Genomic DNA, 23,597 nt, shown 5'->3' with positions numbered 1-23,597 from the left:
TCAGTCACACCATCAATGAACGGCTTGTTGACGACGCTAGCAATGTCTATACACACGACATCTCTGTGTACAAAACCTCCTGCGCCGCCACTCCTGCCGGGGGCACAAGCGCGGCGGTCCGCCCACCCCTCGCCGGAGTGGGCGGACCGCCGCGTACGGCACCCGGGGGCTCAGCCGAGCTGGGTCGGAACCGGGCGGTTCCGGTCGAGTGAGGCGACACCGCCCGGAGTGAGCGCCTCGGTGAAGAGCTGTACGTCGGCAACCTTGCCGTCGGTGTACTCCCCGTAGGTGTTTTTGTAGAGGCGACGCCCGATCTGCAACGGTCCCGTCGCGTTCCAGACCGTCCCGCCGTAGGCGGCGGTATCCGCCAGGTCACCATTCACGTAGAGACGCAGTTGCTGCGTGTCTGCGTCGAAGACGCCCACCAGGTGGAACCACGCGTTGGTCTTCGGGCTCTGCGCGCCCGTGGTGGGTCCGTAGGCACTGGTGAAGTCGCCCCCCGTGTCGTCCGCGTGGGCGTGACCGAAGGCGAAGGCGTGCGCGCCGCTGGAGTAGTACAGCTGAAGGCCGTTGGCGCTGGTGCCGGACTGTGAGACGAAGGTGGAGTTTGCCGTCAGGCTGCTCAGATTGGCCCAGGCCGAGACGGTGTAGCTGCGGCTGGTGTCGAGCACGGGGCCCGAGGTGGCCGCGTAGCCGGTGCTGCCGTTGAGAGCGAGCGCGCTGCCCCGTGCGGCATCGGCGGTCACGGTGGCGCCACCGTTCAGGGTGAGGTCGTTGGCCGGGCGGACGTCGTCCGCCGCGCCGTCCAGCTTCCACCAGTCGGCGGGCCGGTGGACGTGACCGATGTTCACCGGGGCGGTGAATTGTGCGAGCCCGCCGTCGGCCGCTGCGCCCGGGTACTCGACCATCCGGCCGGACCGGGAGGCCGCGTACAGCGCCGGGAAGCCGGTGCCCTGCACGTCGCCCGGAGAGGCGGCGGTCGGGTAGTCCTGCTCGCCGATGCCGACCGGAAGCACTCGCTGGGCGGCGGGCAGCACATTGCCGTTGGCTGCGGCCCACTTCTGGTCGGCGATGTTCTTGCAGTCCCAGATGACGACCTGGGTGCGCGGGTTGCGGTTACTGGAGGGGTCAGCCAGGCAGCGGCCGGACTGCGGGTTCTTGAGCGTGCCCGGGTGGGGGCCGGAGACCCATTCCTGGGAGCCGGTGTTGTTGCACTGGTAGAGCTGTACCAGGGTGCCGTTGTCGGTGTCGCCCTTCACGACGTCCAGGCACTTGCCCAGCGCGTGCACGGTGTGGTCGGTGCCGAGGGTGAAGTTTTGGGCGTCGCTGCCGTTGCAGGTGTACATCTGCGCCGGGGTGCCGTTCGCGGTGCGGGAGCCGGCGATGTCCAGGCACAGGTTCTTGTTGTTGGTGTCGAGTACGCCGGAGACCAGCGGAGGGTGCCGCGGAGCGGTCAGCTTGGCGGTCGGGACGCCTGCGGCGAAGGTCAGCGGGAAGCTGCTGACCGCCCCGGTGGCGTTGTCACGGACCCACAGGGTCGGGACGCCGCCCACGGTACCGGGTGCGAGCAAGGTGGTGTCGGACCAGTCGCCCGCGCCGATCTTCACGCCCGGGCCGAGGTTGCAGCCGGCCTGGAACGTGCCGGGGTAGTACCAGAGTTCGCCCTTGTCGACCGTGATCAGGTCGGGAACGTCGGCGTACTGGGCCAGCTTGCCGGGCGCCAGGATCTGCGTGACGTTGTTCCAGGTGCCGTCCGAGCCTTTCGCGGGGCAGGAGTCGGAGTTGCGGATCGGAACGGCGTTCTGGGTCAGGGTGAAGTGCCCGGCTGTCCCACCGGGGGTGACCGCGTCGTTGGCGTAGAGGTACAGCTCGTGGGTGGCCTTGTCAAAGGCGAACAGGTCGTCCACGTTGGTGCCGGTCGCGGTGCCACGGTGGGCGACGAGGTAGTTGTCCCAGCCGGTGCCGTCAGGGCTCTGGGCCTTGGTCGACGCCGTAGTGGGCGGGGCGGCCGGGTCGGCGTTGCCGCGGACCAGGACCAGGTCGCCGTCGGTGGTGGGGGCGGCCAGGTCGGGGACGGCGTCGCCGTCGAGGTCACCGGCGGTGACCTTGGTCTTCGGGTTCCAGGGGGCGAAGAAGCTGTACTGCCCCACGGTGCCCTGGGTGTTGCCCGCGTTGTCGACCGCCCGGACGTAGAGCGTGTGCGCGCCCCACTGGGCGGCGCTCAGCCCGATCGGGACCTCCGCGGTGGCGGTGCCGCCGCTCCCGGCGACGGCGTCCACCTTGGCGGCGCCATTGCCGGGGATGTTGGCGTCCAACGAGTACTCGAACCGGTCGATGCCGCTGCTGACGCAGTTGCCCCGGGTGCAGCCGGTGGGCGTGGGGTCGTTCGCGGTCACCTTGATCTTGACGCCCTCGTCGCCGGCGTGGCCGGTGGGCGCCTTGTCGGCGCCGAGCGGCGGGAAGACCGTGGAGTCGGTGAAGGAGGGGACGCTCGGCGCGCTGAGGTCGATCTTGAAGTAACAGTTCGGCGACCAGCCGCTCATCAGCGTGTCGTCGTCGGCCCGGACGTGCCAGCCGTACTGGTGCCCGTCCGCCACCTTGAAGCCGATGTTGACCCGGGTGGTGCCTCCGTCGCTGACCCAGCCGCTGACCGGCTTGGTCTTGCTGGTGGAGCTGCCGTCGTCGTCCGCGGTCTTGGTGTCCCACACCTCGTACCGGGCGCGCAGGTTGACCCCGCTCATGTCGGTGTTCAGGTGCGCGTTCAGCGTGATGTCGGAGGTGTCGCCGGCGAGCCCGGACTCGCCGATCCAGCCGTCGGCCGCGCCGTCGCATCCGTTGCTCGCGGGATTGATGGTGGCCGGTGTGGTGCCCAGACGGTCCGGCTCCGAGGGCGCTATGTCGAACACCGTGGTCAGGTACGGGTTGGTCGCGAACCGCACGAAGTCGTAGTTGCTGGACGACTTGGACTCGTTGCCCCACAGGCCGAAGGTCCAGCTGTCGTCCTTGCCCGCCAGCTTCTTGATCTGGCCCGTGACGTCGAAGTTGACGTCGTGGTCGCCGCAGTGCTGGCTCATGTTGGAGCTCTTGACCTTCTGCGTACCACCGATGTAGCCGTCGCCGGCGAGCTTCGGCTGGTGGTCCCAGTCGGTGTTCTTGTTGATTCCCGACACCGTCGCGAGGCGAACGCCCGTCTCGTTGTCGCAGTCGAAGGAGGCACCGTAGGTCGAAGTGAGGTGCACCACGGACTTGGAGATCACCATCGACTTGGTGAGGTTGCCGGTGTTGAGCTCGTAGTACGCGCGGTTGAGGCCGAAGCAGTTCCGCCAGTGCTCGTAGCCGACCCCCTCGCCGTTGTCCTGCGCGTCGTCGTACGGGCTCTGGGAGGGGCAGCCCTCCTTGACCGTGACGAAGTGACTCTTCTTGCTCGTGATCGGGCTCGTGTACGGGTCGATGAAGAGCGGCCAGACCGTGTCCTTGCCGCCGAGCAGGTTCGCGTCCGGGGTGAGGGTGAGTGCGCCCGATTCGCTGGTCACGCCGATCGGCTTCACCTGTGCGCCGCTGCCCGGCTGTTCCGCGGTCGAGGCGGTCTCACCCGTAGCACCGTCCGCCACCGGGGCGTCCCCAGCGCGGGCGGAGCCTCGGACCCCCTTCTTCGGAGCCGCGGCGGGGACCTGTGCGCTGGACGAGTCCCACATCATCGGGGTGGGTGAGCTGAACAGTGCGGCGCCGTCCGACGCGGTGGCGGTCACCTGACCGTCCCGGTCGGCGCTCACAGCCATGCCCTCGCTCGTCCCGGTGGTCAGCCGGAGCGAGGCGAGAGCGGGGTCGGCGGCGGCCTTGGCGTCGTGGACGATCAGGACCTCGTGGAAGCCACCCTGGTCGGTGGTTCTCACCTTGAGGTCCACTCCCGGCAGCACGTCGCTGTACTGGGCGCTGTCACCGCTGACGACCGGGGCCGGCAGGCGGAACGGGAGGGTGTACGACAACCGGTGCCCGGCCTCGTCGACGAGGGTGGCCAGCGGCCCGTCGCCGCCGCCGGAGAGGGTCAGCGCCGACGGGGTGGCCTTGGTGGAGAACGTGCCGTCGGGGTTCCGGGCCAGACCGGCGTCGACGTCTGCCCATTCACCGTCCTTGCGGACGCGGGCAGGTTGCAGGTGGGTGGTGAGGGTGAAAGTGCCGTCCGCGTTGGCGACGGTCTCCGAGGTCCCAGTGGTCAACTGGTCGACGGTGAGCGGCTGTCCGGTCCTGGCCGCCTCGGCGCTGGCGGTCGCCAGCGGCGAACTGTCCGTGCCGTCGGCGGCCGCCGACGGGGGCGGGCCTGCCGCCGAGACCGGGCCGACTGCGCCGAGCAGCAGGCCGGTGACGGCCGCTGACAGCGCCAGACGGCGTGTCAGATTACGCGCCGGATGACTCCGGACGCGGGTGAACTCCCCCATGAATCGCCCTTTCGAGGAGCGTGGGCGACGCCCCCCGGCGCGCCGCTGTGGTCCTTCTCACAGGGCGCGTCCCCCCGAGGGCCGTCGCATGTCGGAATTGCGGTGATTCTTCGCATCGCGCCCTGCTGTGAAGCTCCCATGAGGGGTCTGTGTGAGGGCTGTGATCAATGCGACCGGTGAGAAAGGGTATTGCTGCACGCATGGCATGGCAATACGGTTCCAATCTGACCAGACAGGCCGTCAGTTGACCACTGCAATACGGCTTCTGGACTTCTTCTCATGGGGGATCACACATGCGCGCAAGACCGCGCGGAATCCAAGGTGCCCAAAAACGGGCCTGGTTGAGGCGGGCGACCCTCTGGGTCGCCACGACTGCCGCCTTCTCACTGGCCGTTCAGCCGGCCGTCGCCGACGTCGTGGTCGGCGGCTACCAGTACAAGGACGAGGTCTGGGCGGCCGATCCGCTGCCCGACCAGCCGAAGGTCCCGGGACATCCCGCGGACAGCTCAGGCCTCGAGCAACCCACCCCGCCGCCCGGCGCCCACAAGCTCGCCCATCACGAGGTGAGGGCCCCGAAGTGGCCCGTCGGCGGCACCACGACCGTCGACCTCGGCCAGGCGCCCCCGATGCGCAGCCGCGTCGCGGCCACGGCGGGTGGCAAGGTGAAGGCCGCCTCGCTGCCCGTCTTGTTGTCGCCCGCCGCACCGTCGGCGATCGGCGGACGCGCCCGCGCACTCGTCGGCCGGAGCGCGCCGGTGGAGGCGGCCCGTGTGATACGGGTGCAACTCGCCGACCGGCGAAAGGCGAAGAAGGCCGGCGTCGACGGCCTGCTGGTCGGCCTGTCGCGCGCCGACCACCGCTCCGGCGCCGGCGGTGTCTCCGTCTCGGTGGACTACGGCGCCGTCGAGCAGGCGTACGGCGGCGGCTGGGCGTCCCGACTGCGCCTGGTAGCCATGCCGGCCTGCGCCCTGACGACGCCTCAGGTCGCGGCCTGCCGTAGCCGCACGCCACTGGAGTCGGTCAACGATCCGCGGGCGCGGAAGATCACCGGCACCGTCGCCGTGCCCACCGGAACCGCCACCAAGCCGAACGGTCATCTCGCCGTTCCCTCCGCCCGTACCTCCCTGGCCTCCTCGGGCGTGGCGGTCGCGGCGGTGGCGGGCAGCAGCGGTTCGCAGGGCGACTTCGGCGCCACCTCGCTGTCCGCCTCGGGCTCCTGGTCCTCCTCGGCCTCGGGCGCCTTCACGTACAACTACCCGATCACGGTGCCGCCCTCCCTCGGCGGTGAGGCGCCCAGCGTCGGACTGTCCTACGACTCCCAGTCGGTGGACGGCGAGACCTCGGCGCGCAACTCCCAGTCCTCCTGGGCCGGCGACGGCTGGTCCTACAGCCCCGGGTTCATCGAGCGCTCGTACAAGAGCTGCAAGGACCAGGGCATCAAGGACTCCGGCGACGAATGCTGGGGCGGCTGGAACGCCACCATTCAACTCGGCACCCACAACGGCCAATTGGTTCGCGACTCGGACGGCGAGTACCACCTCCAGGCCGACGACGGCACCCGCATCCAGCGGCTCACCGGAGCGTCCAACGGCCTGTGGGACGGCGAGTACTTCAAGGTCACCACGACCGACGGCACCGCCTACTACCTGGGCCTGAACCACGCCCCCGGCACCACCGACGACAGCGCCACGGACAGCGCCTGGGGCGTGCCGGTCTACCACCCGAAGTCGGGCGACCCCTGCCACGACTCGGACAAGGGCGACGATTCGCAGTGCGACAAGCCGGTGGGCTACCGGTTCAACCTCGACTTCGTCGTCGACCCGCACGGCAACGTCCAGCGCTACGACTGGGCGACCGAGTCCAACTACTACAACATGGGCTACGGCCAGGTCGCCGAGGACGACAAGGGTGGCAAGATCACCAAGTACGTCCGCGGCGGGCGCCTCACCCAGATCTCGTACGGCTACCAGCTCGCCGACGCCAGGGCGGGCCGTGAACCGGCCGCCAAGGTGGTCTTCCGCGCCGCGCAGCGCTGCACCACTTCCGACACGGTCTGCAAGGCGGACAACCTCTCCTCCAAGACCGCGAAGGACTGGCCGGACACCCCGTACGACCTGCGCTGCGAGTCCGACTGGAAGAACAAGGTCAAGGACGACGACACCGACGGCGTCTGCCTGATCAGCGGCCCGACCTTCTGGTCCACGTACCGGCTCAAGGGCGTCGACACCTCGGTCCGCACAGCCTCCGGCTGGCAGGACGTCGACAGTTACGACCTCAAGCACGTGTTCTCGGACGCGGGCGGCACCTACGACCCGGTCACCGGAAACACCCAGGACCCGAAGAGCACCGGCTCACTGCAGTCGGTGATGTGGCTGTCCTCGATCATCCACACCGGTGAGGACACATCGGCCGGCGGTGACAAGCCGATCAGCCTCGACCCGGTCACTTTCGCCGGAATCGAGATGGACAACCGCGTGGACGGCCTGACCCCGGCCGCCCCGCCGCTCTACCACCCGCGGATCTCCAGCGTGCAGACCGAGACCGGTGAGTCGGTCGCGGTCACCTACCGCGCACCGGAGTGTTCGCGGGAGAAGAAGAACATGCCGGCCGGGGCCGACAGCAACACCATGGCCTGCTTCCCGGTGTTCTGGAACACCCCCGGCGGCTCGGAGCCCATCAAGGACTGGTTCCACAAGACGCTGGTCGCGCAGGTCACCGACAGCGACCGCACCAAGGCGGGCTCCCCGGCCAAGGTCACCAACTACACCTACAGCGGTGGCGCGGCCTGGCACCGGGACGACTCGGACCTGACCGACGACAAGCACCGGACGTGGAACGACTTCCGGGGCTTCCGCACCGTCACCACCACCACCGGCGCCGCGCCGGACCCGGTCACCCAGAGCACCGTCTCCTATCTCCAGGGTATGGACGGCGACTACAAGTCCGACGGGTCCAGGCGCAGCGTCAAGGTCAAGAACGCCCTGGACGAGGAGATCACCGACAGCCCCTGGCTGGCAGGTACCCCCTACCAGGCCTTGGCCTACACCAAGGCCGGTGGCACCGTCGTGGGCCGCACCCTCACCACCCCGCCCACATCCAAGGTCACAGCCTCCCGGGACCGCACGGCATGGACGTCCGAGGACCCCAAGCCCGACAAGCTCTCCACCTTGCCGGACGTGACGGCACGTCAAATATCGGCGACCTCGTCCCGCACGATGGGCCTGCTCTCCGACGGCACCTGGCGGACCACCCGCACCAGCACGACCTTCGACGACAAGGGGCGGATCTGGAAGGTCGACGACGAGGGCGACATCTCCAAGCCCAAGCAGGAGACCTGCACCACCACGACCTACGCCGACGCGCCCGCCGACAACCCGATGATGCTGGTCTACCCCAAGGAGACCAGCAGCGTCGCCGGATCCTGCGGCACCGCACCCGGCAAGGACACGGCCCTCTCCGACAAGCGGATCTTCTACGACGGGGACGGTTCGGTCGACAAGGTCGGCACCCTGGGCAAGCTCGGCCAGAACGGTGACTCGCTCGGCCTGGTGACCGCGACCCAGTCGGTCACGTCGTACGACGCTAGCGGTGACCGGAAGTACCAGACGCTCGGCGGCATGTCGTACGACAAGTACGGCCGGGTCGCGAGCAGCACCGACGCGGCGGGCAACACCACGACCACGTCGTACGAACCCACCTCGGGCATCCTGCCCACCACCCTGTCCACGACGAACCCGCTGAAGTGGACGTCCACCAGCACGGTCTCACCGGGCCGTGGCTCGGTCACCCACGCGGCGGACGCCAACAAGCAGGTCACCGACGCGACCTACGACGCGCTCGGGCGACGGGAGAAGGTCTGGTCCCCGGGACGGGACAAGGTCAGCGACACCCCCGACCGGATCTACAGCTATGACGTCCACGGCTCGGGCGACAACCCCACCGCGTCGTCCGTCACCACCAAGGGCCTCCGGGAGGACGGTAGTTACAGCACCTCCGTCACCATCTACGACGGCACCCTGCAGCCCCGCCAGACCCAGTCGACCCCGGCGGACAACTCGGCCGGCAGGCTCGTCTCCTCGACGTACTACGACTCGCACGGGTGGACCGTCTCGAACATCGCGGCGTACTCCGACGCCGATCACGCCCCCGGCAGCACGATGTGGGCGGAGACCAACCGCACGGGCCCGTCGGTGACGCGCACGTCGTACGACGGGCAGGGCCGGCCGGTCACCCGCACGATGGTGTCCTTCGCCAGCACCCTGTTCCAGTCGTCGGCCGACTACCAGGGCGTCGACCGGGTCGACGCCACCCCGCCGCAGGGCGGCAAGGCCACCACGACCTACACCGACGCCCTCGGCCGCACCACCTCCACGGTGATGCGCGACACCACGCCGGACCGCAAGCTCACCGGCGGCGGCAAGCTGGCCTCGGGCACCTCGCTGGTCTCCGCCGGTGTCCGGCTGGCCATGCAGGCCGACGGCAACCTGGTGCTGTCCTCGCTCGTCGGCGACAAGGTGCTGTGGTCGTCCAAGACGTCCGGCAAGCCGGGCGCCTACGCGGTCATGCAGACCGACGGTGACTTCGTGGTTCTGGACGCCACCGGCAAGACCACCCTGTGGTCCAGCGGCACCTCCGGTCACACCGGCGGCTACCTGAAGGTGCAGTCCGACGACAACGTCGCGGTGCACGACGCGTCGAACGCCGTGCTCTGGTCGACAGGGACCGCCGGCAAGGCGGCGACCGCGGACATCACCACCCGCTACACCTACACGCCGACAGGACAGGTCGACACCGTCAAGGACTCGGTGGGCAACACCTGGTCCTACGGCTACGACCTGCAGGGCCGCGTCATCTCCCAGACCGACCCTGACGCCGGGACCTCCACCTCCCACTACGACGACCTGGGCCGGCTGGACCGCACCACCGACGCCCGCAAGCAGACCCTGTCCTTCACCTACGACCTGCTGGGCCGCCGTAAGGCCGAATACTCGGGCGACGGCACGACGGACCCGTCCAAGCTGCTGGCCGAGTGGACCTACGACGAGCTCGGCAAGGGCCTGCCCGTCGCGTCCACCCGCTACGTCGGCGGCAAGAACGGCAGCGCGTACGTCCAGAAGATCGACGCGTACAACGCGGTGGGCCAGCCGACCAGCACCTCGACCGTCATCCCGGACGCCGAGGGAGCCCTGGCGGGCACCTACACCGCCAAGGCCTCCTACACCGACAACGTCGGCCTGCTGGCGGCCACCACGTACGGCGCCGACGGCGGACTGCCGGCCGAGACCGTCGGCTACGGCTACAACCTCGAAGGCGGCCTGGTCAGCATGGGCTCGCCCAGCCGGCCGTACGTCGCCACGGTCAACTACAGCCCGCTCGGGGAGGTCCTCCAGACCACCGTCGGCACCCCGTCGAAGCAGCTGCGCACCGCGCAGACCTACGACCAGGCGACGGGCAGGCTCGCCACCAACCGGGTCACCCTGCAGACCAACACCGCCAACCCGATCTCCGACACCACCTACGGCTACGACCAGGCCGGCAACATCACCGCGGTCTCCGACATCCGCTCAAGCGGCGGCGCGGACCGGACCGCCGACACCCAGTGCTTCACCTACGACGCACAGGACCGGCTGACCACGGCCTGGACGGACACCAAGGGCCTCACCAAGCCCATTGCGGGCCAGCTCGCCCGGTGCGCCACCTCGTCCCCGTCCTCAGCGACCATCGGCGGACCGGCCCCGTACTGGACCGACTGGCAGTTCAACCAGCTCGGTGACCGCACCCAGCAGGTCGCGCACGATGTGACCGGCGACGCGGCCAAGGACACCACCCAGACGCTCGCCTACCCGGGCGTCGGCACGGCTCCCGCCAAGCGGCCCAACGCGGTGTCCACCGTCACCACCCGCAACCCCGCCACCGGCACCTCCGTGCTGACCCCGGAGTACGACGACGCGGGCAACACGAAGACCCGGACCACCACCGGAGCCCGCCCGGGCAGTCAGGGGATCGAGTACAACGAGGAGGGTCTGACCTCCGCCACCACCACCGACGGCAAGAAGACGGGCTACCTCTACGACGCCGACGGCCAGTTGCTGATCCAGCGCAGGCCGGGCAACAACACGCTCTACCTCTTCGGCGGCATCGAACAGCTCAGCCTCGACACCACCACCAAAGCCGTCACCGGACTGCGCTACTACTGCGCCCCTGACGGCACGGTGACGGTCCGCTCCAGCAAGGGCGGCATCAGTTACCAGCCGACCACCCCGCAGGGAACCGCCCAACTCCAGGTGGACGGCGGCACCCTGGCCATCACGCGGCGCGCCTTCGACCCCTACGGCAACCCGCGCGGTCCCGCGCCCACCGGATGGGCCGACAACCACGGCTACCTGGGCAAGCCGGCCGACGCCACCTCCGGCCTGAACCTCCTCGGAGTACGCAACTACGACCCGGTCACCGGCCGCTTCCTGTCGGTCGACCCGCTCTTCGAGAGCGGCGACCCGAACCAGATGGGCGGCTATGGCTACGGGGCCGACAACCCCGTTTCCGGTAGCGACCCCAACGGCCTGTCCTGGTTCTCCGGTTGGGGCAGCTCGATCGGCGGCTTCTTCTGCGGTGTGGGCGACAGTTTCGTCGGAGACCCGTGGCAGTGGAGCGTCAACAAGCTCTCCGACGGCTGGAACGGGTTCGCCGGCGTCGCCAACGGCGACAACCAGTTGTTCAACAGCTGGACGGGCTACTCGAACGAGACCCCGATCCAGCTCGGCCACACCGGTTACGTCGACGACCACCCGCTGGCCAACCTCTTCGGCGTCGACACCGGGTCGAAATCGTATGTCGCTGGTCAGTGGACCGGCGTGGTCGGCACGCTCGCCGTCGACGGCTACGGCGCCTACAAGCTGGTCAGTGGTGGAGTCAAGGCCGTCAAGGCGGTCAGGCTCGCGATGGCGGACGGCGAGGACCTCGTCGGAGCGGTCAAGAGGCTGCTCTCGGGAGACCTTCCCACCACCACCCCGGCCGACCCCGCGCCCACGACGCCCAAGAACAGTGACGCACCGTCAACGCCGAAGGCGGGTACGGGCAAGGGCGGCAAGGAACCGGGAGGCAGTGGCAAGTCCCCCGCCCGGAGCGGGAACGAGCCGAGTCCGGAGCCCGAGCAGGGCAACGCCTATCGCAGCAAGCCCGACAAGAAGCCGGACTACTACCCGCAGGGGACGGTGGTGAGCCTCGGCAGGCTCAAGCAGTATCTGTCCCGGGCCGGTTACCGCTCCGAGTGGGACAAGTACGATGTCGTCCACAAAGAGAAGATCATCGATCTCAACACCGGTCGTCTGGCCGAGGGAAACAGCCCACACTCCTTGGGACCCTCGCCCAAGTACAGCGACCGCCCCCATCTTGGCCGGAACGGTCTGCCGATCATCGAGATCTCGAACTATGGCCTGCGAAACATGAAGGAGGCGGTGGTGACGTTCTTCCACGAGACCTACCACCAGAACCGCATGGCCAACTTCGGGGACACCGGAACCGAGGAAAATGCCGAGGCGTTCGGCCAGATGATGTGGCGCAAGATATCAAGAGGCCGATGATGCGTTGAACAGCCGGTCGGCCCGGCGCCATACCGTGTCGTCCGGCATATCGTCCGTCTGCCGCAGCGGGAGACTGTCCCGCTGCGGCAGACCGGGTGACGCCCCTGCATACCCCAGAAAGGTCTCCTTCATGCTCCGCCGCTACGACGAACACCATCGTGAGGCGCTCTTCGCGCAACTGCACCTTCCGGTGACCGAGCGGACCTGCCCGATCTGCGGCCATGTCGGCCTGCGTGACTATCACCACGAAAAGTACGGCCGGATTGATCCATCATGGATCAACTACCTGTGGTGCGGCAATTGCCACGCCTACTCGTCGTCGTTCACAAACGCCCGCCGCGAGATGGTCAAAAACGACCCTCTCCTCGCGGAATACGGCGACCGGATCTCTGAGGTCTTCAACGACCCCGAACGACTCCTCAAGATCCTCGACGGCTACTGGAAGTCCGGCCGTCTCCCTCAGGTGATCTCCCGGCGCCCCCGCAGACGCTGACGGCTGCCGGCTAGCGGCTAGCGGCTAGCGGCTAGCAGAGATCGATCATCGCGGTGGTGTAGGCGTGGGCGGTGCCGGCCGAGATGCCGAAGGCGACAGCGATCTGGGCCAGGGTGTCATGCTTGCGCAGGTACACCAGACCGATCAACGCCCGTTGGTGCGGCGGGAGCTTGCAGCGGCGGTCACCCTCGCGGGTGACGATGAGCATGGTGAGCCACTCGACCAGCGCATGGGACAGGTCGAGTGCGGCAAGATAGGAGACCAACGAGGCACCTGTGCTGATGAGTTGAGACTTCGAACACCTCCCTCAACGGCACGGGTGCTTCGTGCGTTGCGTACACCCTGTCGTCACCCCATCGGTGGCCACTCTGAAAACGATCAGTGAGCTGAATCGCCGACTGGCCGGCCGCGGTGGGATCGCCTTCCACCGCGGCCTTCCCGCACGGCGTCCGCCCCGACTCCCCAGAAAGGTCCTGGTCCCATGCCCCGCCCCTACGACCAGCAGCATCTTGAGGCGCTCGGCGCCCAACTGCACCTGCCCGTGACCGAGCGAACCTGTCCGATCTGCGGCCGCACGACCATGCGTGTCTACCATCACACAAAGTACGGCCGCAGCGAACCTTCGTGGATCAACTACCTGTGGTGCGGCAACTGTCATGCCTACTCGTCGTCCTTCACGGGTGCAGGCCGCAAGATGGTCGAAAGTGACCCGCTCCTTGAGCAGTACGGCGACCGGATCGCCGAGGTCTTCCGTGACCCCGAACGACTCCTCACGATCCTCGACGGCTACTGGAAGACGGGGAAGCTCCCTCAGACGATCTCCCGCCGCCCCCGCGGACACTGATGGGCGACGGCAGCGCCTTCCTTTGATGCCGTCTGACGATCGCACCCGACGGCGTGCCCGTGCTGTGAGCCCGGCGGGCGCGAAGCTCGGTGAGCATGAGGCGCCGACCGCGATGCTGAAGGTCCGCGCCAAACCGGCGCGCGAGCGCCGAGTCGTGTTGCTGATCAGCAACACGACTCGGCCTCAGAGGGCTCCGAGCGGAACTCTCCATTCAGCGCAGCACGCTTCCACGGCCGTCGAAGGGTAGGGGCGATCCTGTGGCCGGGCGGGCAGACGCGCAAAAGGTTCCGCCGGCTGATCCGTCAGCCAACGAGACGCCCTCAAGGGCCAGTTCGACCGACCAACACGACGGTCGAACTGGCCCTTGAGGGCGTCACTTTCCACGTTGCCCACGCGTGCTGGCCCCGGCTGGCGCGAGCTGACACAACTTCCAGACCGGCCAGACCGTCAGCCGTGCAAGTACGCACCACTCCTGAGGCACTGAGCGGGGCGCAGGAGGCCTCCACCCCGGATACAGGTCGATCAAGCCGGGACACCGTCCTGCCTCATGCTGACCAATTGCTGACCCCAGCACGGCAATCAGGGCTCTGAACTGCGGAAACACCCAAACGCTAGATCTTGGACTTGAACATGGTGCGAAACATGAAGAAACTCCCGAAATGTCTGCTCCCTACCTGCTTCACACAGGTCAAAAGCGGTCTCCCGAGACTATCTCGATTCGCATGTTCGGTCAGCTGCCGCCAAGTGTCGGAGGACTCACACTGACCCGTTGCTGACGTTCCTGACACCGCGCCAGTCACATGGGCACGCGAGCAGGGGCTCTCGTCCCGTTTCGGATTCAACCGCCTTCTCGTAACCGATCACGGCCACGCGGCAGCCCAGCAACCGGGGCGGGTGACGCACGGCGTGAATGCGCCGACCGCTGGTCGGCCCCGAGTTGATCCCTTTCGAGGGGCGCCTCGACTTCCAGCGCTCCCGTCGGACGGGTCGCGGAGCGGCATGTGCTGAAACGACGTATTCATCGCGCCCGGTGAAGTCCATCTCTTGGAGCCACAGTTGCCAGTCGACTCCCACATTCGGGCGCCCTACTGGAATGGCCTGGCCGACACGGGTGGCGCGCTCCCTGGACAGCGCCGCCCCTGCCCGACGCCGACAGCACCCCGCCCCCGTTCTGCTTTTCCCGGCTGATCGGCCCTGCCTGGCCGGGCTTCCGGCCTTCCGGCCTTCCGGCCGACGGTGAGAAACGGAATGGGGACCGGTTGGCCCCTGCCTTCGGCGTGGACAGCGAGCCATGCTCGGAACACGGCACGAACTGCGGAGCCCAACGGGGCCGCCACTGAGGGCATTTCAACCCTTCTGGCGCACAAGCCCGGTCCGGCTTCCGTGTCCTTCGTGCTCCGGCTGGAGCACGAAGAGCCGGCGGTCTCGTGCCCTATCTGAGGAGCAGCACATGGGAGTACTCGTTTTCCTTATCGTCGTGGTGGCCCTGCTGGTCGTCGTGGCGATCGCCATGGCCATCAAGGTCGTCAAGCAGTTCGAGAAGGGGGTGCTGTTCCGGTTCGGCCGGCTGGTGGGCCCTCGCTCTCCCGGTCTGCGGTTCATCATTCCGTTCGTCGATGTTTTGCACCGGGTCTCGCTGCGGATCGTCACGATGCCCATCCAGTCGCAGGGGATCATCACGCGGGACAACGTCAGCGTCGACGTGTCGGCGGTGGCGTACTTCCGCGTCGTGGATGCCGTGAAGTCGGTCATCGCGATCGAGAACGTACATGCGGCGATCAATCAGATCGCACAGACCACGCTGCGCAAGGTCGTCGGGCAGCACACGCTGGACGAGACACTGTCGGAGACCGACCGCATCAACCTGGACATCCGCGAGATCCTCGATGTCGCCACCGTCGAGTGGGGCGTGGAGGTCACCCTGGTCGAGCTCAAGGACATCCAACTGCCCGACAGCATGAAGCGCGCGATGGCCCGTCAGGCCGAGGCCGAGCGGGAGAAGAGGGCGAAGATCATCAATGCCCAGGGCGAGTCCCTGGCCGCTGCGGCCCTCGGGGAGGCGTCGGACATCATGATGGACCATCCCTTGGCCCTCCAACTGCGCAATCTGCAGAGTCTGGTGGAGATCGGCGTCGACAAGAACACCACCGTCGTCTTCCCCGCCCCGCTGATGAGCACCATCGGCGAGCTCGGCTCCTTCCTCTCCCGCGAGTCCGCGGCCGCGCACGCCGCGACGCCGCCGCCCGCCGACGGCACCACGACCAGCCCGGACCCCGTTATGAACGGGGCGACCAAGACCGTCTGATCAACCGCGTCACCACGGCGGTGTCCTGCCAGGACAGGTGTCCTGGCAGGACACCGTCGTGCGCCGGACGTCCTTGACCCCGGCGGCTCACTGCCAGTTGACACGCATGTTCCGGGGCGGCCCTCCGTGCGGCCGCCTGGCCGCCTTCCTGTTCGACCGTGTCGAACTCGCTCTCCGCCTCGTCGGAGACCGCTCCTGCGCCAGCGTCTCCCACATGCTCGGTCTCCCCGAGCGCTCCATCGCCGTCCGCTGCATTCGGGGCTGCGGGCGCTAGTTCACCCCCTGCGACGACGATTCCGGCTACTCGCGGGCCATTCCCGGACCAAGTCACCGCCCGCCGCCGACAACGGTCCCGTTTCCGAGGTCAGTGCGGGCACGGCACGTGTGCCACCAGCAGAAGAGAACGGGTCTGATGCAGGTTCGGGTGACAGGTTTGACCTGCCCCACCATTTGGGCTCCAGGCTCGGTGACTAACCAGCAGCCGGGGTGGTGTCGTTCTCGGAGAGTAGTTCGTACTCGATGGGGGTGCGATAACCCGATGCTGAGTGGCGTCGCTGGCGGTTGTAGCAGATCTCGATGAACTCGAAGATCGCGTTGGCCAGTTCGACCCGGGTCTTCCACCGCCTGCGGTTGAGCAGCTCGATCTGCATCGAGGACCAGAACGACTCCATCATCGCGTTGTCCAGGCCGTCCCCGACGGTGCCGAACGACGGCAGAAGGCCGGCGGAGCGGATCCGCTCCCCGAAGACCCAGGAGGTGAACTGGGTTCCGTGATCGGCGTGAACGATCCCGCCCCGCTCAGGGCGGCGGTTGCGGATGGCCATGTCCAACGCGTTGACCACGAGGGTGGAGTCCTGCCTGGAGTCGATGGACCAGCCCACGATCCTGCGGCTGAACGTGTCCAGGACCGCCGCGCAGTAGACCCACCCCCCGCACACGATGAAGACGACCTACCCCTACACCGAACGCCCGAACCTGGGCCGGAACGGGCTGCCGATCATCCAGATCTCGAACAAGGGCCTGCGAGACATGAAGGAGGCCGTGGTGACGTTCTTCCATGAGACCTACCACCACAACCGCATGGCCAACTTCGGCGACACCGGGTCCGAGGAGAAGGCCGAAGAGTTCGGCCAGATGATGTGGCGGAAAATATCCGGTAGCGATCAATCACACCCCGGGCCGGCCGGACGTCTCCGTGCCGCTGCCGGGCAAATGGAGCCGGGTCGGCCGAGGGAGCGCATCCTCCCTCGGCCGACTCCACGACCGTTGTACCCAGCCCCCTCTGAGAGGCCGATCCATGATCCGCCGTTACGACCAACATCACCGCGAGACACTCGGCGCCCAACTGCACCTGCCCCTGACCGAACGGACCTGCCCGATCTGCGGCCACGTCGCGATGCGGGACTACCACCACGAGAATTACGGCCGGACCGAACCGTCATGGTTCAACTACCTGTGGTGCGGCGACTGCCACGCATACTCGTCTTCCTTCACCGCGGCCGAACGCAAAATGGTCGAGAGCGACCCGCTCTTGGCGGAATACGGTGACCGGACCTCCGAGGTCTTCGACGACCCCGAACGACTCCTCACGGTCCTGGACGGCTATTGGAGGGACGGCAGCCTCCCCCAAGTGATCTCCCGGCGCCCTCGCGGACGCTGATGGGCGACGGCAATTCCTTCCTGGTGATGCTGTCCGACGTTCGCACCCGCCGGGATGCCAATGCTGCGAGTGCTGGCGGGTGCGAAGCTCGGTGAACGCGAGGTGCCGACCGCGATGCTGGAGATCGATGCCGATCTGGTGCGCCGGCGCCTCGGCGAAGTGGCATGATGCCCGGTTCGTGACCATGTGAGTCAGAGCGCGCCGCCGTACACGCCGCCACCCTCGCCGTTCAGGACGATCACGCGCAGGTCAACGTCGTGGCCATCGTCGAACTGCCAAGCCGCTTCCGAAGCACTGTGGTTCCGTGTGTCATCGGGCTACCTGCCTGTGAGTTCGAATTGCAGGGAGGCTACGATCCGGCTCAACGCAGTCGGCGGGTCTCAGGAACCCATCCCTTGCGATGGGCCCTCCGGTCCGGGGCACCTCGGTGCTGATCACACCGAGGTGCTGGGGATCGGTCCCTGTGCTTGCACAGGGCGGCGGAGGGATACAGCGGACCGCCCGCGTGTCGGGCTTGGAAAAACCACACTCAAGGTGAGGCTCGCCGACTGCGTCTCACCAGCGGGGACGAGGCGGTTCGGTGACGACGACAGACGACTTCGCGGATCTCACCCCGGACCAGTTCCTCGAGGCGGTGGTCAGCGGCTCGATCTACCCCTACACCGAGCACCGCATACCCAAGCACCGCGGCGGACTGCGGACCGTGCACGCCCCGGTCCCGCGCTTGTCCGAGATGCAGCAAGAAATCCTGGCCCGCCTGGAGACCCTTCCAGTCGGCTTTCAACCGCACCGGGCAGCGTTCGCCTACCGACGTGGCCGCTCGGTCGTGGACTGCGCTGCCACCCATCTTGGAATCACTCTCCGTACGCGCGACAGGGCGAGAAGAGAGACACATGGCGGCACTGGACAATCTGAAGCTCAGGGACGTGTTCGCGGACGTCGCCTCCGGGGCGTTACAACTGCCCGACTTCCAGCGGAACTGGAAGTGGGACGACGACCGGATCAGGGCAATCATCGCGACAGTGACGCTGGACTACCCGCTCGGCGTGGTGATGACGCTGCAGACCGGGGGTGCCACCCGCTTCCGTTCCCGCACGCTCACGGGGGCCCGCGCCGAAGGCGATCCGAAGGCGGAACTCCTGCTGCTGGACGGACAGCAGCGCCTCACCTCACTCTTCCAGGCACTGTGGCTGGACGCCCCGGTGGAGACGTCCGATTCCCGCGGCAAGCCCATCGAGCGCTGGTACTACGTCGACATCGAGAAGGCCGTCGGACCGTCCGCCGACCGCGACGAGGCGATCCTGTCCGTCCCGGCGGACAAAGTCCTCCGCACCGACTTCAACCGTACGGTGGTGCTGGATCTGAGGACCCAGGAGGCCGAGTGTGCGGCGGGACTCTTCCCGCTGCACCTCGTCTTCGACGCCCAGCGCGTCAACCAGTGGAAGAAGGGCTACATCAAGGCGGACGAGGAACGGAACTGGGACCGCTGGGGCCAGTTCGACGACCTGGTCCTCCAGCAGGTCCGCGCCTTCCAGGTCCCGATGATCCGGCTGGCCGCCTCGACCTCGATGGACGCCGTCTGCGCGGTGTTCGAGCGCGTCAACACCGGCGGCGTGCCCCTGAACGTCTTCGAACTCCTCACCGCCGCTTATGCCGGCGACCCCGAGTGTTCCCACCGCGGTGGACGCGATCGCGGCTCTCAAGAAGACTCTGCGCGTGACACCCATCTGGACTCCACTGGTCGAGTGGCCTTCGGTGGTCGGTGCCGCCGGGCGCGAGCGCGCCCGGCGGCACCGTCAGGTCGGGTCAGGTGTTCCAGACCTGGAACTCGGAGAGCTGACCGGCCGGCCAACCGTTGTTCGCCGTGATGTTCACCCGGACGTATCGCTGGGTGGTCGCGGTGAACGTGATGGTGACCGAGTTGTTGGTGGTGGGGTCGAAGGTGTAGGCGGCCGACGACTTGATGCTGGAGAAGGAGGAGCCGTCGGTGCTGCCCGACAGGGACAGCGTCTGGTTGCGGGCGCCCCAGCCCGCGGGGAGCTGGAGGACGACACGGCTCGCACTCTGTGCGGAACCGAGGTCGACCTGAACCCACTGGGGGAAGGCGTTGTTGGCGCTCTCCCAGTAGGTGCCTTGGTTTCCGTCCGTCACGTTCGACGACGGGTACACGTCGGTGTGGCTGGACTCCGTGGTGGCCGCGCCTGCCGCCAGGTTCCTGCTCACCGTGCCGGCGCCGGTGCCGGTCAGCGCGACCGTGGTCGTGCCGTTCGACGCGTTGCTGGCGATGCTGAGATCGCCGGCGCGGGTGCCGGACGCGGTGGGCCGGAACGTCACGTTCACCGTGCAGGAGGCGTTCGCCGCGATCGACGTCCCGCAGTTGTTGGTCTGCGAGAAGTCACCCGTGACGCTGATGCCGGAGAGGGTCGCGGCCGCGGTTCCGGTGTTGGTCACCGTGACCGTCTGCGCGCTGCTGGAGGTGTTGAGCGCCTGGGTGGGATACGTCAATGACGTCGGGTTGGCCGACAAGGTCGCCGGCGAGGAACCGCCACTGCTGGGGAACACCTCGAAGTCCGACAACTGGGCCGCGTTCCAGCCCGTGTTGGCGGTGATGTTCACCCGCACGTATCTCGCCGTGGCCGCGCTGAACGTGATGGTCGCCGTGTTGTTGTTGGCGTTCGGGTCGAAGGTGTACCCGGCCGATGCCTTGATCGTGGAGAAGCTGGAGCCGTCTGTGGAGCCCTGCACCGACAGCGTCTGCGTGCGGGCCGACCACGCCGTCGCCGGCGGGAGTTTGAGCACGACCTTGCCGACGCTGTAGTTCTGGCCGAGGTCGACCTGGGCCCATTGCGGGAACGAACCGTTCGTGCCCTCCCAGTACGTCGAGGCGTCCGGGTCGGTGAGGTTCGAGGCCACGTACGGGCTGCTGCTCGAACTCGCCGTCGCCGGCCGTCCGGCGGCGATGTTGGTGGTGCTGTCGATGCCGCTGCCGGTCAGGGAGACGACGGTAGGACTGTTGTTGGCGTTGCTGGTGATGGTCAGGTTGCCGTTGCGTGTGCCGCCCGTGGTGGGCTTGAACCCGACGTTCACCGTGCAGGACGCGCCGACCGCGAGGGTGGCGCAGTTGTTGGTCTGGCTGAAGTCGCCGGAAGCCGACACTCCCGAGACGTTCGCCGACGCGGTGCCCGAGTTGGTCACCTTCACCGTCTGTGCGGTGGCCGACGAGCCGACCACGGTGCCCTCGAAGGACAGGCTCGCCGGGTCGGTGTTCAGGACCGGGCCCGGCGTGGTGCCGGTACCGGAGAGGCTGACCGTGTTGGTGATCCCGCCCGCGTTGACGGTCAGGGATCCGTTACGGCTGCCGGTCGCCGTCGGTGTGAACTTCACGCTGACGGTGCACGAGCCGTTCGCCGCGATCGACGAGCCGCACGTGTTGGTCTGGGAGTAGTCGCCGCTGGTGGAGATCGACGAGACGGACGCGGCGCTGTTGGTCGGGTTGGAGACCGTCACGGTCTGAGCCGCGCTCGTCGAACCGGTCGGGACCGAACCGAAGTTCAGCGCGCCGGGGGTGGCCGTCACGCCTTCGGACGGGTAGGGCGGGTAGACCGGAGCCGGCCAACCGCCGCAGTACGGGGTGCCGCTGATGCCGGAGTTGCCGCCGTCGTCGGTGACGACGAAGTTCCCGCCCGAGCAGTTGTACACCGGGGACGAGTAACCGACGCCTGTCGCCGTGACGTTGGTGAACTTCGCCGCTCCGCCGGTCTGTTCCTGGAGGGCGAAGGTTCCGGTGCCGGCGATGGTCACGTTGTTGAGGTTGACCCCGCTGATGGTGCCCTCGACCCACTGGACGGCCTCGTACGGACTCTGCTGGATCAGCGCGTTGGTCACGTTGATCGGGCCGGTGATCGCGCCCTGGCTGCCGTCGAACCAGAGTGCGCCCACGCCGAACTGCCAGTTCGGGTCGAGGCTGCCGTCCCGGATCATGGTGTTGTCGGAGATCGTGGTGGTGCCGACCGGCGTCGACGTGAAGCGTTGCCCCACGTGGATGCCGCCGCCCTGGGCGAGGCCGGTGTCCACCACCCGGTTGCCGCTGACGGTGTTGTCGTGGCCGCCGTAGATCGCGATGCCGTTGGCGAGGATCTGCAGTGACACGGTGTTGTTGGAGATCGTGTCGTTGGCGTCGGCACCGATACCGGAGTCCGCCCAGGTGGCGATGCCGTCGTCACCGGTGTTGCGGATGTCGCTGTTGGTCACCTTCGAGTTGGTGACGGCGCCGTGGAAGTTGATGCCGTCCGCGGTGGTGTCGCGGATGCGCATGCCGCTGAACGTCAGCCCGTCCATCGGCCCGTCCATCCAGGCGCCGACCTTCATGTGGTCGATCCACAGACCCGCCACGGTCGATGCACTCATCGCGCCGCCGATGCCGTTGACCTGGGCGCTGTCGTCGCGTTCCTGCACATTGCCGAAGATCGCGAAGTTCTGCAGGCGCACATTGGTGCTCGCCGAGGGTGCGGAGTTGCCGTAGAAGCCGGGTGCCGTGCCGGTGACGGTCGAGTACCACATGCCGGCGCCGGCGACCGTGACGTTGTTGACACTGATGTGGCCGGGGATGTTGTAGGTGCCCGGCGGGATCCACACGGTGCCGCCGGGGCCGGCCGCGCTGATCGCGGCGTTGAACGCGCTGGTCGCGTCGGCCACACCGGTGGAGTCGGCGCCCTTGCTGGTCACCGACACCGCCCCGGAGGGTGCGGTCAGGGCTGCTCCGACCTGCTCGAAGTCGGCGAAGTCGATCGTGTACGAGGAGGCGGTGTCCCCCGAATCGACCTGCAGCTTGAAGGTCGTTCCCGCCGGATAAGTGGTGGAGAACAGGCGGTGGGCCTCGTCGAAGAAGTGGTGCGGGTTGCTGCCCGGCGAGTTGGTGAAGGGGTAGCTGCCGTAGTACCAGCTGTAGGCGTTGGTCAGGGTGAAGTCGGGCTGCTTGACGCCGTTGATGTACAGCGAGAGCGAGGCGGTGTAGACCGAGCCGCCCGAGGTGTCGGGGATGCTGTACCGGAAGTTGATCGAGTTGGTCGCCACCGGCGTGGTGAACGTGACGTATTCGCCAGTGCCCTGGAGCGTCGTCGCCTTGCGGTACGACGCCTCATCGGCCAACTGGCCCTGGGTGTAACTGGGGCCTATGGGTGTGCCGTTGGTGGCGGAGTTCTCCGCCTGCACCTCGACGTACGGCAGGCTCGCGCCGCTGCCGCCGGTGGCAGCGGTCGCCGCCCAGGCGGGCGGGACAGCCAGAGCGAAGACGCCGACGGCGGCCAGCATCGCGGTGCTGACTGCCCAGACGAGGGCTCGTCTCAGATCTCGGATGGAATGGAACACGTGCCACTCCTTTCAACACGAAATGCCGGAACTGTGCCGCTAACACCGCCGGAGGGGGAAGAACGGGACTCAAGGGGAGAAGGGAGACAGGGGGAAGGCAGGGGGTGCTGACGACGCGAGGGGGACCGTAATATCCTCGACATGGACACGCAAGAACTAGACAGAGCATTGCAACAATAAAAATTCAGCCTGCAAGATCTAATGTCACGCCTTGAGGCTGCATCCAGCACCGGGCCCCGCACATGGCGGTGCCGCCGGACGGGGTGTCCGGCGGCACCATTAGGGGTGGGGCGCGAGGGGTCAGGAGGTCCAGATCCGGAATTCGGACACCCGGCCGGCGGTCCGGCCACTGTCGGCGGTGATGGACTCACTGGCGGGCTTGCCAACGGCGAGGTCGGCCCCGGTGGTGTCGGCGCCCGTGCCCGAGAGGGCCGCGGTGGTGGGGGTGTTGGACTGGTTGCCGGTCAGGGTGAGGGTGCCGGCACGAGCACCGGAGGCGGTGGGTGCGAAGGTGGCGGAGACCGTGCACCTCGCACCGACGGCCAGGGAGATGCCGCAGCTGTTGGCCCGACCGAGAACGGCGTCGTCGCACCCACCACACGCTGCCGCCTGCGCCTGCGCCTGCGCCTGCGCCTGCCGGGGAGCGTGGGCCGTCGGGCCGGTCCGGAGCGCCCTGGACGGCGGCACCCACTGTGTGACGGCGGCCGGCAAGAGGGCCACGCACATCGCGCCGACCACTGCGACGGCGGCCACCGCCGGTCGCCATGGCCCGGGGACCGTCAGCGCCTGATGCTCCTTCAAGGAGTGCGGGAAACCGGCGCCCCGACCGTACAGAGCCCCATCCACCGCGCTAGATTCCGACGAAGCAAAGAATGGGCCATGCAGATTATTACAAATTTCTTACTGAAGTCC

Annotated in this window: 8 protein-coding genes and 3 pseudogenes; 6 read left to right on the top strand and 5 right to left on the bottom strand. The window is 67.7% G+C overall.

Translation table 11 applies throughout. The features are described from left to right. Positions 1–170 precede the first annotated feature (170 nt). The gene (locus ACZ4N5_RS24765; RefSeq protein ID WP_467759243.1) at positions 171–4,436 is read right to left on the bottom strand and encodes a ricin-type beta-trefoil lectin domain protein; all 4,266 of its coding nucleotides are present in this window, start codon (positions 4,434–4,436) and stop codon (positions 171–173) included. Positions 4,437–4,777: 341 nt separating this feature from the next. On the opposite strand from ACZ4N5_RS24765, the gene ACZ4N5_RS24760 reads away from it, so the two are divergent. Beyond that, positions 4,778–12,016 carry an RHS repeat domain-containing protein gene (locus tag ACZ4N5_RS24760; RefSeq protein ID WP_467759242.1) on the top strand — a complete coding sequence of 2,413 codons (7,239 nt, stop codon included), beginning with the start codon at positions 4,778–4,780 and terminating at the stop codon, positions 12,014–12,016. 130 nt (positions 12,017–12,146) lie between these two features. Further along, positions 12,147–12,509, top strand: coding sequence for a hypothetical protein (locus tag ACZ4N5_RS24755; RefSeq protein WP_326784222.1), 363 nt, complete (start codon positions 12,147–12,149; stop codon positions 12,507–12,509). A gap of 37 nt (positions 12,510–12,546) precedes the next feature. Here ACZ4N5_RS24755 and ACZ4N5_RS24750 read toward each other — a convergent pair. Continuing rightward, positions 12,547–12,774: pseudogene (locus tag ACZ4N5_RS24750) on the bottom strand (helix-turn-helix domain-containing protein); the annotation flags it as partial. Between the two features lie 216 nt (positions 12,775–12,990). Here ACZ4N5_RS24750 and ACZ4N5_RS24745 point away from each other — a divergent pair. Continuing rightward, positions 12,991–13,353, top strand: coding sequence for a hypothetical protein (locus tag ACZ4N5_RS24745; protein ID WP_384787652.1), 363 nt, complete (start codon positions 12,991–12,993; stop codon positions 13,351–13,353). A 1,450-nt stretch (positions 13,354–14,803) separates the two neighbouring features. After that, positions 14,804–15,658, top strand: a complete 855-nt coding sequence (locus tag ACZ4N5_RS24740) for a slipin family protein (protein WP_467759241.1) — start codon at positions 14,804–14,806, stop codon at positions 15,656–15,658. Positions 15,659–16,128: 470 nt separating this feature from the next. On the opposite strand, the pseudogene ACZ4N5_RS24735 reads toward ACZ4N5_RS24740, so the two are convergent. Beyond that, positions 16,129–16,587 (bottom strand): annotated as a pseudogene (locus tag ACZ4N5_RS24735) (IS3 family transposase); the annotation flags it as partial. A 368-nt stretch (positions 16,588–16,955) separates the two neighbouring features. Between ACZ4N5_RS24735 and ACZ4N5_RS24730 the strand changes: the two are divergent. Next, the gene (locus ACZ4N5_RS24730; RefSeq protein ID WP_467759240.1) at positions 16,956–17,318 is read left to right on the top strand and encodes a hypothetical protein; all 363 of its coding nucleotides are present in this window, start codon (positions 16,956–16,958) and stop codon (positions 17,316–17,318) included. Positions 17,319–18,211: 893 nt separating this feature from the next. After that, positions 18,212–19,003: pseudogene (locus ACZ4N5_RS24725) on the top strand (DUF262 domain-containing protein); the annotation flags it as partial. Positions 19,004–19,124: 121 nt separating this feature from the next. On the opposite strand, the gene ACZ4N5_RS24720 reads toward ACZ4N5_RS24725, so the two are convergent. Continuing rightward, on the bottom strand, positions 19,125–22,685 hold the full coding sequence (locus ACZ4N5_RS24720; protein ID WP_467759239.1) for a choice-of-anchor D domain-containing protein: 3,561 nt from the start codon (positions 22,683–22,685) through the stop codon (positions 19,125–19,127). Positions 22,686–22,985: 300 nt separating this feature from the next. Beyond that, positions 22,986–23,438 carry a hypothetical protein gene (locus ACZ4N5_RS24715; RefSeq protein ID WP_467759238.1) on the bottom strand — a complete coding sequence of 151 codons (453 nt, stop codon included), beginning with the start codon at positions 23,436–23,438 and terminating at the stop codon, positions 22,986–22,988. Positions 23,439–23,597: the final 159 nt, after the last annotated feature.

Source organism: Streptomyces sp. NPDC026500, from assembly GCF_055567635.1.
Note: the sequence above shows the minus strand (reverse complement) of the source record. Positions and strands in the feature narration are given on the sequence as shown.

Bases quoted from the DNA above. Each gene is read 5' to 3' on its own strand.
- ACZ4N5_RS24755 (WP_326784222.1), top strand. From the start codon at position 12,147: ATGCTCCGCCGCTACGACGAACACCATCGTGAGGCGCTCTTCGCGCAA.
- ACZ4N5_RS24745 (WP_384787652.1), top strand. From the start codon at position 12,991: ATGCCCCGCCCCTACGACCAGCAGCATCTTGAGGCGCTCGGCGCCCAA.
- ACZ4N5_RS24740 (WP_467759241.1), top strand. From the start codon at position 14,804: ATGGGAGTACTCGTTTTCCTTATCGTCGTGGTGGCCCTGCTGGTCGTC.
- ACZ4N5_RS24765 (WP_467759243.1), bottom strand. From the start codon at position 4,436: ATGGGGGAGTTCACCCGCGTCCGGAGTCATCCGGCGCGTAATCTGACA.
- ACZ4N5_RS24730 (WP_467759240.1), top strand. From the start codon at position 16,956: ATGATCCGCCGTTACGACCAACATCACCGCGAGACACTCGGCGCCCAA.